This window comes from Aeromonas sp. s3 (assembly GCF_040907805.1).
Classification (GTDB): domain Bacteria; phylum Pseudomonadota; class Gammaproteobacteria; order Enterobacterales; family Aeromonadaceae; genus Aeromonas; species Aeromonas dhakensis.
Map to the genome: position 1 here is coordinate 178,984 of NZ_JBFOCQ010000006.1, position 12,965 is coordinate 191,948.

Annotated in this window: 13 protein-coding genes and 1 tRNA gene; 3 read left to right on the plus strand and 11 right to left on the minus strand. The window is 64.1% G+C overall.

Features of this window, described 5'->3' with window-relative positions; translation table 11 throughout:
* Positions 1-32 precede the first annotated feature (32 nt).
* From AB5Y98_RS01520 to AB5Y98_RS01535, 4 genes are all read right to left on the minus strand, one after another.
* Positions 33-1,511 (minus strand): carboxypeptidase M32, encoded by a 1,479-nt coding sequence (locus AB5Y98_RS01520; protein WP_368231189.1) that lies wholly within the window; start codon positions 1,509-1,511, stop codon positions 33-35.
* A 102-nt stretch (positions 1,512-1,613) separates the two neighbouring features.
* Positions 1,614-2,192, minus strand: coding sequence for a DNA endonuclease SmrA (gene smrA, locus AB5Y98_RS01525; RefSeq protein ID WP_126882461.1), 579 nt, complete (start codon positions 2,190-2,192; stop codon positions 1,614-1,616).
* A gap of 154 nt (positions 2,193-2,346) precedes the next feature.
* Positions 2,347-2,496 (minus strand): DUF3149 domain-containing protein, encoded by a 150-nt coding sequence (locus AB5Y98_RS01530; protein ID WP_010634864.1) that lies wholly within the window; start codon positions 2,494-2,496, stop codon positions 2,347-2,349.
* 167 nt (positions 2,497-2,663) lie between these two features.
* Positions 2,664-3,557 carry a TraB/GumN family protein gene (locus AB5Y98_RS01535; protein ID WP_267996568.1) on the minus strand — a complete coding sequence of 298 codons (894 nt, stop codon included), beginning with the start codon at positions 3,555-3,557 and terminating at the stop codon, positions 2,664-2,666.
* Between the two features lie 87 nt (positions 3,558-3,644).
* On the opposite strand from AB5Y98_RS01535, the gene AB5Y98_RS01540 reads away from it, so the two are divergent.
* Positions 3,645-3,977, plus strand: coding sequence for a DUF1904 family protein (locus AB5Y98_RS01540; protein WP_323997065.1), 333 nt, complete (start codon positions 3,645-3,647; stop codon positions 3,975-3,977).
* A 144-nt stretch (positions 3,978-4,121) separates the two neighbouring features.
* Here AB5Y98_RS01540 and AB5Y98_RS01545 read toward each other — a convergent pair whose 3' ends face one another.
* The 7 genes from AB5Y98_RS01545 to AB5Y98_RS01575 all read right to left on the minus strand — a co-directional run bounded on the left by AB5Y98_RS01545 (position 4,122) and on the right by AB5Y98_RS01575 (position 11,639).
* Complete coding sequence (locus tag AB5Y98_RS01545) at positions 4,122-4,949, minus strand: SDR family oxidoreductase (RefSeq protein WP_323997064.1); 828 nt, start codon at positions 4,947-4,949, stop codon at positions 4,122-4,124.
* 119 nt (positions 4,950-5,068) lie between these two features.
* On the minus strand, positions 5,069-6,514 hold the full coding sequence (locus AB5Y98_RS01550; protein WP_017763925.1) for an OprD family outer membrane porin: 1,446 nt from the start codon (positions 6,512-6,514) through the stop codon (positions 5,069-5,071).
* Between the two features lie 508 nt (positions 6,515-7,022).
* Positions 7,023-8,960 (minus strand): methyl-accepting chemotaxis protein, encoded by a 1,938-nt coding sequence (locus AB5Y98_RS01555; RefSeq protein ID WP_368231190.1) that lies wholly within the window; start codon positions 8,958-8,960, stop codon positions 7,023-7,025.
* 118 nt (positions 8,961-9,078) lie between these two features.
* Positions 9,079-9,975 (minus strand): DMT family transporter, encoded by an 897-nt coding sequence (locus AB5Y98_RS01560; protein ID WP_368231191.1) that lies wholly within the window; start codon positions 9,973-9,975, stop codon positions 9,079-9,081.
* A gap of 94 nt (positions 9,976-10,069) precedes the next feature.
* Positions 10,070-10,213: a hypothetical protein gene (locus tag AB5Y98_RS01565; protein ID WP_368231192.1), complete on the minus strand. Its 144-nt coding sequence runs from the start codon at positions 10,211-10,213 to the stop codon at positions 10,070-10,072.
* Positions 10,214-10,357: 144 nt separating this feature from the next.
* Positions 10,358-10,434: transfer RNA gene (locus tag AB5Y98_RS01570), tRNA-Arg, on the minus strand.
* A gap of 50 nt (positions 10,435-10,484) precedes the next feature.
* Positions 10,485-11,639, minus strand: a complete 1,155-nt coding sequence (locus AB5Y98_RS01575; protein ID WP_025202107.1) for a flagellar assembly protein FlgT — start codon at positions 11,637-11,639, stop codon at positions 10,485-10,487.
* A 195-nt stretch (positions 11,640-11,834) separates the two neighbouring features.
* Here AB5Y98_RS01575 and AB5Y98_RS01580 point away from each other — a divergent pair, with 195 nt between their 5' ends.
* Together AB5Y98_RS01580 and AB5Y98_RS01585 are read left to right on the plus strand one after the other, a co-directional pair.
* Positions 11,835-12,455, plus strand: a complete 621-nt coding sequence (locus tag AB5Y98_RS01580; protein ID WP_139431473.1) for a FlgO family outer membrane protein — start codon at positions 11,835-11,837, stop codon at positions 12,453-12,455.
* A gap of 15 nt (positions 12,456-12,470) precedes the next feature.
* Positions 12,471-12,899: an LPP20 family lipoprotein gene (locus AB5Y98_RS01585; protein WP_005303718.1), complete on the plus strand. Its 429-nt coding sequence runs from the start codon at positions 12,471-12,473 to the stop codon at positions 12,897-12,899.
* Positions 12,900-12,965 lie beyond the last annotated feature (66 nt).

Below are 12,965 nucleotides of genomic sequence, written 5' to 3' on the forward strand. Positions count from 1 at the left end.
CCGTTTGTTATCTGCTGGTGGGCACGCTGGCCCTACTTCAGATAGCGCTGCTCGAGGTGTTTGCGCAGCCAGTGCGGATTCAGCGCCTCGCCAGTGGCACGGCTGACCAGTTCGTCGGTACTGTAGCGGCTGCCCTGGGACCAGATGTGGCGACCCAGCCAGGCGAAGATCTCCGGCAGGCGGCCCGCCGCGATCAGCTCGCCCATGCAGCCGAGCTCCCGCTCGAGCGCGAAGCGCAGCTGCGCCGCGTACATGGCGCCGAGCGTGTAGCTCGGGAAGTAGCCGAACGAGCCGTCGGTCCAGTGAATGTCCTGCATGCAGCCATTCTGGTAGTTGCCCTGGGTGGAGAGCCCCAGCCACTGCTGCATCTTGGCGTCCCACAGCGCGGGGATGTCCGCGACCTCGATGCGCCCTTCCATCAGATCGCGCTCCAGCTCGTAGCGCAGGATGACGTGGGCCGGGTAGGTCACCTCGTCCGCATCGACCCGGATAAAGCCGGGCTCGACCCGGTTGTAGAGCTTGGCCAGGTTTGCCGGTGCCAACGCCGCCTGCTCGCCGAAGTGGGCGCGAATGTGCGGCGCCAGCAGCGCCAGGAAGGCGGGATCATGGCCGAGCTGCATCTCGCAGAACAGGCTCTGGCTCTCGTGAATGCCCATGGAGCGCGCCTCGGCCACCGGCTGGCCCAGCAACTGGCGCGGCAAGCCTTGCTCGTAACGGGCGTGGCCGGTTTCGTGGACTATGCCCATCAGGCTGGAGACGAACTCCTGCTCGTTGTAGCGGGTGGTGATGCGCACGTCGGTCGGCACCCCGCCGCAGAACGGGTGGCTGCTCACATCGAGCCGGCCATGGGCAAAATCGAAGCCGAGCAGCCCCATCACCTGCTGGCCGAGCGCCTGCTGGGCGGCGATGGGGAAGGGGCCTTGCGGGATCAGGATGGTTTCGCTCTTTTGCTGTTCGCTCACGGTCTGGATCAGGTTCGGCAGCCAGCCGGTCAGATCGCCGAAGATCTCGTCGAGCCGGGCGCTGGTCATGCCCGGCTCATAGAGCGCCAGCATGGCATCGTAGGGGCGTACCCCCAGCGCGTCGGCACGCAGGTGAGCCACCTCGCGCGAGAGCGTCACCACCTCGGTGAGGTTGGGGGCAAAGCCCGCCCAGTCGTTCTCCTTGCGCTGGCGGCGCCAGGCGTGCTCGCACTTGCTGCCGGCGAGCGACAGCGCCTCCACGAGATCCCCGGGCAGCAGGCTTGCATCCTGCCAGTGGCGCTTGATTTCGCGCAGGTTGGCACGCTGGATCTCGTCCAGCGGCTCGCTCTCGGCCTTGGCAATCCAGTCGCCCAGTTCGGGGGCGGTGCGCTTGTGGTGGATCAGCAGTCCCAGTTCGGCCATGGCCTCGGCGCGGGCTTCGTTGCCCCCCTCCGGCATCATGGCGGCCTGATCCCAGCCACAGATGGCCGAGAGGTGGGAGAGCCGGTGCAGCTGCTGCTGATGTTGTTCAAGTTTCTGATATGACATGGGATTGTCCTTGTTATCGTCCCTGATGGCGTGCACCCCGTACCTGGCATGCTCGGGGCCGATCGATGCTACCACTGCTCACCGCCCGGTGCGAGCCGCCGCTCAGCCGAGCCGCTTCTGGTGGCGTTCGCGGTTCTCCGCCTTCTTGCGCTCGCTCTTGCGCAGCAGCACGTAGAGGGCGCCACCGCCGCCGTGGCGACGCTCGGCGCTGTGCATGGCCATCACCGCCGGCAGTTGCGGCAGCCAGGCGCTGACATAGCTTTTCAGCAGGGCGCGCGGCGTGCTGCGCTCTCCCTTGCCGTGCAGGATCAGCAGGCAGCGGATGTCGCGCAGTTCGCAATCCGCAATGAACTGCACCAGGCTCTGGCGCGCTTCGTTCAGGGTCTTCTGGTGCAGATCCAGGCTCGCCTGCAGCTCGTACTTGCCGAGCCGCAGCTTCTTGTAGACCCCCTCCTGCACCCCGTCACGCTTGAAGCCGACGATGGCGTGGGGGTCGAGCATCTCGACCGCTTCCATGCTGAGGTGATCCAGGGCGAGTTGTTCGGTGGTGGCGGCCTGGCGCCGCGCCAGCTGGGCGTCGGTCGGGCTGCTGGCCGTCTGGAGGCGGACATGGTCGTTGCGAATGGGGCGCACATCGGCCACTTCATTGCGAAACAGTGAGAGTTCGTCGTTTTGAGACACGGCAGGCTCCCCGCAGGTGGAATGAGCGGCCATTATAGCGGGCGGGGGCGGATCTGAAAGTAGCGGGCGCGGCAGTGGCGCGGGTCTGCTCAGACCCTGAGCAAAGGGGGAGGTGAGGGCGGGATCAGGCGATCGGGGATCGCCTGACGCAGGCTTATTGGCCCTCTTTCGGCGGCTTGGCGTTCATCACTTTGTAGATGAAATAAGCCGCGTAGGAACTGATCAGCAGGAAGGTACCGATAATCACCAACATGGACATCAGTCCCACGCTGTTGCCGAACATCAGGTTCATCCAAAAATCCATCTCGTGCACTCCTGTCATCCCATTGATGACAGGCATGATAGATACCTCTTTGGGAGCAAAGAGATGATCTCGATCAAGTCCCCTTGTGGTTATTTAATCGGCAGCCGGATCTGTGAGCCTCCTCCCAGTTCAAGACCCTGACGGGGCTGGTGTGGCCCCGTCGGCGCCTATTGGCGGGCAGGCTTGCGCGGGCCCGGCTCGGTGAGTGGGGTAATGCGCCAGCCCTGTTGTTCCAGCAGGGCGAGCAGCCCCTGGTCGCCGTAAAGATGCAGCGCCCCTACCACGATGAAACTCTCGTTGGGCAGGGTGGACCACTTCTTCAGCCAGTTGTGGTTGCGCTCCGCCAGCAGGGTCTGTTCCAGCCAGGCCTGCAGTTTGGGCGGCGCCATCTCCGATTTGAGCAGGTTGATGAGGGTCGCCTCGTCCCCCTCTTCCCACGCCTTCATCACCTCGCCAAAGCCGCGCTCGAGCTCGGGCAGCTCGTCCAGGGTGCTCTCCAGCATCAGGGTCTGGTTGTCACCGACGCTGGCAAGGTAGCCGAGCTGTTCAAGCAGGGTCTCGAAGCCGATGATGGGCTTGCCGCTGTCGGTGGCCTGTTTGGCGAAGTGCTGATCCACCCCGAGCGCGCTGCGAAAGTCGGTGCGCTCCAGTGCCGCCTGGGTGAGGGTGATGGCGGCGAACCAGGGGCGCAGCGGGGCCAGCATGTTCTCGGTCAGGCCGTTCTGGCCGGCGGCGATGATGGTGCGCCGGTAGAGGTCGAGCGGTATGTGCTCCTTGAGGGTCTTGCCGTCCACCAGCCGGGTGATGGCCCCCATCTCCTGCCACTGCTGCTGGCTGATGTGGGTCAGGTCGACCTCCAGCACCAGGGCGCGGCTCTGCAGCCAGGCCCGCTCGATGGGGTCGGGCAGCGGATAGAGCGAGGGTTTGCCCGCGTGGATGGAGCCCAGCAGCCAGTGCTGCTGATCGCCCTTGCTGACCCGATAGAAGGCGGGGTCGGCAAAGGCGCTCAGCGGCAGCAGCAGGCAGAGCAGGAAGGGGAGCAGCAGGCGATGGAGTCTCATGGGGCACCTTATGTCAGCGGATAGCTTCTCTTCGTCACAATAACCCCTATGATAAGTCCTCATTTGTCACAGCCAAGAGGTTTTCCCATGCCCCACCTTCGTTTTCGGGCCGTCTCCGTCGACACCCTCAAGCAGATAAGCACCCCCCTGCTGGCGGATCTCTGCGCCCTCACCGGGGGCAAACCTGAGTTCGTTACCCTGGAGTGCATCGACAGCCACTGGGTGCGCGAGGGGGAGCGCGAGGCCGGCTTTCCGTTCGTCGAGCTGGTCTGGTTCGAACGCCCGCAGGAGCTGCAGGACGCGGCCGCGGCGCTGATCACCCGCCACCTGAAAGCGGTGCTGGGGGAGCAGACCTATGTGGTGGTGCAGGTGCAGCCCATCGTCAAGAGCGGCTATTACAGCAACGGCCAGCACTACTGAGCGGGGACTGTCAGGGATGGCGGCTTGGCTGATTCAGGCCACTCTGGTGCCGGTTGGTGGAGATGAGACGAAAGGCGACGATGCTCGTCGTCGCACCTGGCTGCAGGCTGCTTGCGGGCGTGCCGGGTGGCGAAGCGGTCGCCGTCAGGCCGACTTGGCGAGGATCCGGTCGAGCAGGCGACTGGGCAACAGGCGGCGCAGTACTCTGAACAGCCGGGTCGGGAAGGTGACCGGGTAGCGGTGCTTCGGGCGCCGGCTGCTGAGCGCGTGGATCAGCGGCGGGATGCAGGCCTCGCTTGGCAAGGTGAAGCCGCGAGCCCCCCCTTCACGCTCCAGCCGGCTCAGGGTCTGCTGGTAGGCGGCCTGGTGACGGCTGGTGGCAGGGTCTATGTGGCGCAGGAAGGCGGCGCGGGCATTGGCCCGAAAGCGGGTGTCGATGGGGCCGGGCTCGATCAGGCTGATCTGCACGCCGCTGCCCGCGAGCTCCAGGCGCAGGGTATCGGTATACCCTTCCAGCGCGAACTTGCTGGCGTTGTAGGCGCCGCGATACTTCATGGCCACCAGCCCCAACACCGAGCTGTTCTGCACGATGCGCCCCTCGCCGGCCGCCAGCATGGCCGGCAGCAGCTGGCGAATGAGGTGGTGCCAGCCGAACAGGTTGGTGTCGAACTGCTCGCGCAGCGCCTGGGTGGGCAGATCCTCCAGCGCGCCGGGCTGGCCGTAGGCGCCGTTGTTGAACAGGCCATACAGGCGACCGCCAGCCAGTGCCTGTGCCTCGGCCGCGCCCCTCTCTATGCTGGCCTCGTTGGCCAGATCCAGCTCGACCGCCAGCAAACCCAGCTGGCGCAGCTGCGCCACGTCCTCACTCCTGCGGGCGGAGGCGATGACGGTGTAGCCGTGCTGGCCGAGCGCCTTGGCGGCGGCCAGGCCGATGCCGCTGGAACAGCCGGTGATCAGAACGAAGCGGGACATGGTCGCATCCTTGTGGTGACGGGGCAGGCAGAAGCGCCTGCGGCTTTGCATGTTAACCCGCTGATCAGAAAAAAGAAAACCGGGCCAATCGGCCCGGTTTGCTAACTTCAACCACCTGCTTACAGGATGGTGAACGGCATGATGATGTGGAACTTGACGTCTTTCTCGGAGGCGAAGATGTTGGGGTATTCGGTCCAACCGCCGCCCTGGCTGATGTCGTTGTTGTAATCGGTGTAGTGCAGCTTGAACAGGGTGCCCTTCAGCTTGCCATCCTGCACTGTGTACATGACGTCGAAGTTAGCTGCCCATTCGGTATCTTCACCGTTGGTGGCCTTGGTGCCGTCGCCTTTCTGGATATCCCAGCCGTAGGCACCGGAGACACCGACGGACCAGCCAGGTGCGCCCACCAGGTCATCCAGGGAGCGGGTCACGCCGAAGAACAGCGCTTTTTCGTTGTTGGCGTTCCAGTCGGAGCGGGAGTCCCACCAGATCTCGTTCGCGCCCTGGGAGTTGCCGTAGCCACGGGTCAGACGGGGCAGGTAGTTGCCTTCGTTACCCTCGGCCTTGGTCCACAGACCTTCCAGACGGAAGCCGTACGGGCCCATACCCCAGGCGGCGGTCAGCGCTTGCTGCCATGCCAGGCCGTCGTAAGTCTCGATGTCGGCACCGCCCTTCTGATAGGTCTCGGTGTCGGAGCCGTAGAACTGGTAGCTGGTGGAGAGACCGCCCAGCACGTCAAACTTGTGGGCCAGCTTGAAGTGGTAGCTGTCCATGTAGTTTTCGGAGTTACCGTAAGAACCGGTAATGGAGGTGCCGTTCTCGAAGGTGTAACGGGCCGCTACGCCCTGGATGTAGTCGATGACGTTTTCATCGGCAAACGGATCCATCCATGCCTTGGCACGGGAGAACTTCTGGGTCTCTTTGTACCAGGGGGATTTGTACTCGTCGGCGATGGCGTAGGTCAGGTAGAGGCCGCCGAAGTTGCCTTCAATCTGGCCACCACGGTAGGTACCCGGCTGATAGGACCAGTTCACGCCGATCACGCCCGGTACGTAGAGCTGGGTCAGACCGCCCTTGGCGGTGAGGGCACCGTCCAGCGCCTTGAATTTCAGTGAGGCGTTGGCCAGGCTGAAGCCGCCTTCCGGGGAACCGTCCTTGTAGTTTTCGCCCCATTTGTTGCCGGCGAAGGAGAATTCGTTCTCCTGGTTGACCGGGTGGTTCTCGGTCACGGCCAGGTCATAGGCACCGAAACCGCCCACATCGATACCCACCACGTCCCAGGCGTAGCCGGAGTTGAAGTTCAGGGAGGCCTGGGTGGTGGCGTGGCTCAGGTTGGACTGGTACTTGCCTTCTTTGTTCTTGGCAGTGGGGTCGCCGTCGATACGCTGACGATCACGCTGGAAGTAGAAGAGACCACCGTTGAGTTTGCCTTCTTCATAGAATTTGCTGGCGGCGGCTGCATAGGCGGGACCTGCTTCGTCGGCAGCCAACACCATACCGGGGGCGAGCATGGCAGCAACGACGGCTGCGCTCAATGCGGCACGTTTGAAGATCACTTTTTCCATTTTGTATTGCTCCTGATTTTATGGACTTAGCTTTTTTTGTCCGGCAGTCAGGCAGGTGCCCGCCGCTCGGTATTGGCATTGCAATCAAGACCCCGAAGGGCAAAAAGTTCGAGTATGTCGGCTGCGGCCGCGACGTCTTGGCACATCTGCGGTGGGTGCAGTTCTGTTCATCACATATTTTGTTTTTTTGTGTTCCGATACTTGGCTATCGGACAGCTCAAGAGTACGTTCGCGGTGCGAAATATCAATGGAAAGTTCCCACCAAGTTTCAAAAATATGACCGAGTGCAAATAATCATGACGCTCGTTGTGGACACTCCCAGCCCGCTCATAACGGCGATGACAACGTTTTCAGATGAAATTGCCGGCCGATCCGGACGGATCGCACTGTGCAGAGGGATCTTTCCTCGTTAACCTGCGGATAACAGATAATTTTGTGCCACAAAAAAAGATAAACCCCTGCGCGATGGCAGGGGCCAGGTTGGGGGCGCCGGCTGAACCGGCGCGGCTCAGGCCTGGTGGCCGAGGATGCGCGGGATCTGGCTGGCCTGGTGGTGGATGTGCTCCGACACCTGCACCGAGAGGCGGCTGCCCTGGCGGGCGTGCTGGCTGATGCGGCCGATGAGACCGGCAAAACTGGCGAGCTTGTGCTCCTGGCTCTTGGCGTTGTCGGCCCCCTGCAGGGCGATGACCGCCGTGCTGCGCGCCATCTCCCGCACCGCCTGGGTGGTTTGGCGCAGCTGCTCCGCCTGTTGACGCTGGGCGGCGGCCTCTGCGGTGATCCGCGCCAGTACTGTGCCGAGCTGATCCCCCGCCTGGGTCAGTCTGGTCAGGATCTCGGTGATCTGGCCAAGGGAGCGCTGGGTATCGGCGGAGAGGTGGCGCACCTCGTCGGCCACCACCGCAAAACCGCGCCCCTGTTCCCCGGCCCGCGCCGCCTCGATGGCCGCGTTGAGCGCCAGCAGATTGGTCTGCTGGGAGATGTGGCCAATCACGTCGACGATGGCGGTCACATCTTCCACCGAGCGCTTGAGCTGAGCCAGGGCGCCACCACTCTCGTCGATGGCGAGCCCGGTCTGGGCGGTGGCCTGCAACATGCCCCCCACCAGCTGCTCGCTCTGGCTCATGGAGTGCTCGTTGTGCTGGGCGTGCTGCGCTATCTCGGCGGCCACCTGGTGCACCTCGCCGGCCAGCTGGTTCAGCTCGCTCATCATCAGATCGCTCTCGTCCACCGCCTGCTCCGTGGTACGGGTGCTGTGATGGATCTCCTGCACCTGGTTGACCATCCCCTGCAGGCTTTGCGACACCGCCGACAGTTGACCCTCTTTCTGCTGCTGATCCTGTTGCAGGCGCAGGATGAGGCGGTTGTAGCTGGCGACGATGTCGGCCAGCTCGTTGCGCTCGCGCCCCTCTGGCAGGGTCTCGGCCTGCCCGGTCTCGTCGAGCTGCAAGAAGGCCGCGCGCAGGCGCAACAGCGGCCTGACCAGCCAGCGGCGCTGCACCAGCGCAAACAGCAGGGCGACCAGCACCAGACAAAGCGCCAGGCTGCCGAGGATGGCGGCCAGCCGCTGGTTGACCGCCTGGCGGGCGGCGGCCAGTTCGCTGTCCATCTGGCCGGTGGCCTGCAGCATCTGGTCAATGTCCTGCTGCACCGCCTGGCGCGCCTGCTGCTGCTGTTGCAGCGCCTTGCGGCTGTTCTCCAGCTCCTGCGGGTAGCGCTTGAGCAGGGAGATCAGCTCGGCCTTGGGGAGATCCCCCAGCTCCTTGCGCTCCGGCTCCCCCAGGGTGAACTCGTCGGCGGGGGGCGCCTCGAAAAGATCCAAACTCGGCAGGGCGGCCAGCTGCTCGGCCTGTTTTTGCAGGGCCGCCAGCTCGAATTGCAATCCTTCCAGCAGCTTGGGGCTGGCCTGCTCCATGTAGTTCTGGCGCAGGTGGGCGAGCCCCGGCAGGGCCGCCAGCAGGTCGCCAGCCAGCTGGCGATAGCGCTCGGCGCTGGCCGGGTCGCTCCCCGTCGCCCCTTGCTGACCGTATCGCAGCAGCGCCCTGGCCTGATCGGTCAGCTCGTTCTCGGCATTTTGCAGCAGCCACTGACTGTTGCCGGAGAGCTTGCCCGCCGCCAGATAGTCGCTGTCGATGCGTGCACCCATCTGCTCGAGCAGGGTACGCAGCGGGGCAGTGAGCGCCCCATCCTGCTGGGAGAGCTGGGCGAGCGCCTGTTTGCGTACCCCTTCGGCCTCGGTCAGCCGCAGCGGATCGCCGCTGGCGAGGTAGTCGCGCAGGGTGCCCTGCAGGGTACCGGTGAGCCGCTGCTGCAGCCGTTCATGCTGATGCTGGGCCAGCTCGGCCTGGTTGAGCTGTTGCCAGCCGTGCCAGAGGGCAGCGACCTGCACGGCGGCGACCAGCAGCAGAGCGAGAGAAGAGAGGGAGGCGTAATGGGCAATTTTCACGGCAGCATTCCTGCTTGTTGAATCACGGCGATGGGCGTCGGCGTGAGCTTAAGCAGCAGAGATGGCGCTTTTATGACAGTCAGCCCGGCGGCCCGGACTGACTGTCGAGAGGGCTGGCTTACGACCGCAGGGCGGAGGCCTCCTGCTGGTGGCGGGCCGGGGGCTTGCCCAGCATGCCGAGCAGGGCGCCACCCATGATGAGGGCGCCGGCCAGTAGGTGGCGGGGGGTCAGCTGCTCACCATTGAGCAGCACCAGCAGCAGGGTGCTCAGCAGCGGCGTCAGATAGGCCAGCGCTCCGATCCGGCGCGGATCCCCGTCCCGCAGCGCCAGATACCAGGTGACGAACGCCGCCCCCATGGGGCCGAGTGCCAACCCGATGATGAGGCCCCAGTCACCGGCCGGAATTTGAGCCACCGGCAGCGGTCCCTCCAGCAGCCAGGCCAGCAACAGCGCCAGCAGCCCGGCGGGCAGGCAGGCCGCCGCCGTCATCACCGCCGGGGCTGGCGGCAGCCGGCGCGAGAGCACCGAGTAGGCGCCCCAGACGATGGCGGCCCCCAGCGCCAGCAGATAGCCGGGCAGATAGGCCTGTTGCAGCTGCAGCTCGCCGTTCACCATCACCAGCACCGAGCCTGCCAGACCCAAGGCGCCGGCCAGCAGGTGACGGCCGTGCAGCGGGTGACCCGGCAGCAGCAAGGGGGTGAACAGAATGATGAACAGCGGCCAGAGGTAGTTGATGAGGTTCGCCTCCAGCACGGGGGCGTGGCGAAAGCTCATGAACAGCAGCAGGTGGTAGAGCAGCAGGGCGCTGATGGTCACCAGCCAGTTGACCGGACGAGCCCGCCACTGACGCCAGAACGGCAGGGCGCCCGCCCCGCAGAAAAACAGCACCAGCCCCACCAGCACCAGCGGCGACACGCTGGTGACCCGGGAGGTGAGCGCCGCCAGCGAGGCCCACAACACTATGGTCAGCAGCGCCAGCCCGGTGGACTTGTCCCACCACGAAGCAGCAGACATCCGACACTCCTTTGCAGATGAATGAACAAAAAGAGGGCCAGTCTAGCAGACCGGCCCTCCCTGGTGGCCATACCTCGGTGGTGTGGCAGTGCGATTATTTGCTGTCGGTCACCGCGTTGCTGATGGCGGGCAACTGCTGGCGACGCACGCCCCAGATGATAAGCGCCAGTACCTGCAGGGGCAGCAAGGGATCCAGCAAGGTGTCGCCGGAGCCGAACAGCAGGTTGAGCAGGGCCATTCTACTGGGCTGGCAGATTAGTTTGGCAGGTAGGTTGTGGCGGGATGCGGGACGGGTGACACACCCGCCATCGGCCGAACGGCGGCCTTGACCAAAAACGAGCAAGGGGTTGGCATCATGACGATGCCAACCCCTTGTTTTGTATGGCGTTCCCGACTGGAGTCGAACCAGTGGCCTGTCCCTTAGGAGGGGACCGCTCTATCCTGCTGAGCTACGGGAACCTTGTGGCCGGCATTATACAAGAAGCGGCTCCCTTTTAAACCCTTGATTTTTATTCCAATACGGCCAAATCGCCGATCTGGATGTTAAACGGCGAATATTTGTTCTGGCTGCTGATGATGGCGCCATCCTCGAATACCTGCACTACTTCGAACAGGCCGTCGGCTGGGTTGCGCAGCATGCGTGCCTTGCCGTAGGGGTCGATGAAATCGGCATCGTGCTGGATGCGGAACTGATCCCCGAGCCGGACGCCATTGCGGCGGCCCAGATTGATGTAGGGGCCACGCTCATTCTGGCTGACCACCCGGGCGGTAACCGGGGCGCAGCTGAGCTGGGCCACCAGATCCTGCACCGCCTCCTGCAACTGGTAGTTGACCTCCTGGCCGTAGCTCGACTGCCAGAACTGGCCGCTGCTGCTGCCCACCTGATCCCGCTTGGCGAAGGTCCAGTTGGCCCGGCCTTGATACTCCTTGCGGCCGAGCAGGCTGCCGTTGATGCCGTCGAACAGATAGAGCTGCATGCGAAAGTTGCGGATGGGATCTTCATACCAGCTGGTCAGCTGGTTGCCCTGCGGCTCGAGGGAGAGATCGTCGATGCTGCCGAGCACCAGATACTGGCTGTCGGTGCGCAGGCTGAGCGCCTTGATCTCCTCGAGGGCGCTGCGATCCCCCTGCTGCAGGTGGAGCGGGTCGATGCGCAGGTTTTCGTCCAGCCACTGGCGCACGGCCACCCCTTGCGGTGCGCTGGCCAGGGCCTCGAACATGCGGCGTGACAGGTTGGCGGGCATGTCGTCGAGGGCGCCGTAGCTCGCCTGCTCGGGGTAGCGCAGCCGCAGCCGCACCAGCGTCAAATCCTTGGCGTAGTGCTGGGTCTGGCAGATCTGGCGCTCGGCCTGGATGTCGGCCATCACTGTGATGTACATGCGGCCGTTGCGCACCTCTTCCCGCTTGAGCCGGTACTGGCGAATGTCGCCGCCGGAGCGGATCTGGATCTGCTCGGAGCGCAGGCTGCCGTTTTCCAGGCGCTGGATGCTGGAGACGGCGGCGCCGCTCGCCAACAGCGCTTGCCGCAGTGCATCGCGGGTTGCCTGCTCGCGGGCGTAGACCTCGTCCCCGCCCAGGATGGCGGCACTGCCCTGCGCCTCGATGATCTCGGCCCGGGCCGACAGACTGGCCAGCAGCAGGGTTAACAGCAGCGGTAATTTCATGACAAACACCTTGAATATGCGGGTCGGCGCGATTCACCCCTGTCGAAGTGAGGTCGCCGGCCGATACAGATCACAGAACCGTGCCGGTTGCACAGCACACCGCGAATATTTAGCAAGATCCATGCCTCATTCCAGGCTCAAGCTTTGGCCGGTCGAACCGATAACAAATCAGGTGCAGATACAGGAAAGGTATCCATGAACAAACTCATCACGGCGTTGGCGCTCGCTCTGGCATTGGCTGGTTGCGGCACCGACCCCATCAACCGGGATCTGGGTGATCCGCGCCAGGCGACGCAGGGGATGGAACTCAACTGGCTGGTGGCTCGCATGACCGATCAGCTGATGGAGCGCAAGTCGCTCACTACCCTGACCGAACCCATCGCGGTCGCCTCCTTCGTCGATCTCGATACCCTGCAGGACACCAACTGGATGGGCCAGCAGATCGAGGAGAGTTTTATCTACGAGCTGAACCGGCGTGGTGAGGTGGTGGTGGACTTCAAGCTGACCGGCAGCATCAAGGTAACCCCGCAGGGGGATTTCGTGCTGAGCCGCAACTACAAGGATCTCTCTCCCCGGTTGCCCATCTCCCGCATCCTGGTCGGCACCTTCAGCCGCAACAGCAAGGGGATCCTGGTCAACGCCCGCATCATTGACCTGCGTACCAAGATGGTGGAGACCACGGCCCAGAGCATGATCCCGCAGAAATACCTGTTCGGTGCCAACAATTCGTTTGGCCGGGCCTCGATCAACCGTGGTTACCTGATGCGTGACAGCCAGGCGCGTCCCGGCGGCCATCTGGTCAACCTGACGCCCTGACAAGGAGTAGACGCAATGAGAATCCTGTTCGGATGCCTGCTGGCCTTGCTGCTGACGGCGTGCAGCGGCGGCAATCGGGTGGTCAACTACGGCGGCAACAACAAGCCGGATGATTTCCCGGTGCTCAAGGCGGTCGGCTACGCGGTGATCGACATCCAGCCCGGCCCCTCCCAGTCCGAGAAGATGCTGCAGGCCATCCGCGCCTCCAAGATGGACGCCTACCGCGAGCTGGCCGAGCAGCTCAACGGCCAGCAGGTGCGCGGCCAGAGCAGCTACAAGGACCTGACCCAGACCTCCAACTCGCTGGACGTGTCGGTGGCGGGCATGGTGCGCGGCGCCAGGGTGGTGGCCTCCTATCCCCGCGGCAACACCTATGCCACCGAGATGGAGCTCGATACTCGCGCCCTCTACAACATCAACCAGCTGATGGCAGGCCAGTTCTGACGGCGTGCCCGCGGCGAATGGACCACAAAAAGGCGACCCCAGAGGGTCGCCTTTTTCATGGGCGGT

Coding starts and splice junctions, on each gene's coding strand:
- AB5Y98_RS01520 (WP_368231189.1), bottom strand. CDS start 1,511: ATGTCATATCAGAAACTTGAACAACATCAGCAGCAGCTGCACCGGCTC.
- AB5Y98_RS01530 (WP_010634864.1), bottom strand. CDS start 2,496: ATGGATTTTTGGATGAACCTGATGTTCGGCAACAGCGTGGGACTGATG.
- AB5Y98_RS01535 (WP_267996568.1), bottom strand. CDS start 3,557: ATGAGACTCCATCGCCTGCTGCTCCCCTTCCTGCTCTGCCTGCTGCTG.
- AB5Y98_RS01540 (WP_323997065.1), top strand. CDS start 3,645: ATGCCCCACCTTCGTTTTCGGGCCGTCTCCGTCGACACCCTCAAGCAG.
- AB5Y98_RS01545 (WP_323997064.1), bottom strand. CDS start 4,949: ATGTCCCGCTTCGTTCTGATCACCGGCTGTTCCAGCGGCATCGGCCTG.
- AB5Y98_RS01550 (WP_017763925.1), bottom strand. CDS start 6,514: ATGGAAAAAGTGATCTTCAAACGTGCCGCATTGAGCGCAGCCGTCGTT.
- AB5Y98_RS01560 (WP_368231191.1), bottom strand. CDS start 9,975: ATGTCTGCTGCTTCGTGGTGGGACAAGTCCACCGGGCTGGCGCTGCTG.
- AB5Y98_RS01565 (WP_368231192.1), bottom strand. CDS start 10,213: ATGGCCCTGCTCAACCTGCTGTTCGGCTCCGGCGACACCTTGCTGGAT.
- AB5Y98_RS01575 (WP_025202107.1), bottom strand. CDS start 11,639: ATGAAATTACCGCTGCTGTTAACCCTGCTGCTGGCCAGTCTGTCGGCC.
- AB5Y98_RS01580 (WP_139431473.1), top strand. CDS start 11,835: ATGAACAAACTCATCACGGCGTTGGCGCTCGCTCTGGCATTGGCTGGT.
- AB5Y98_RS01585 (WP_005303718.1), top strand. CDS start 12,471: ATGAGAATCCTGTTCGGATGCCTGCTGGCCTTGCTGCTGACGGCGTGC.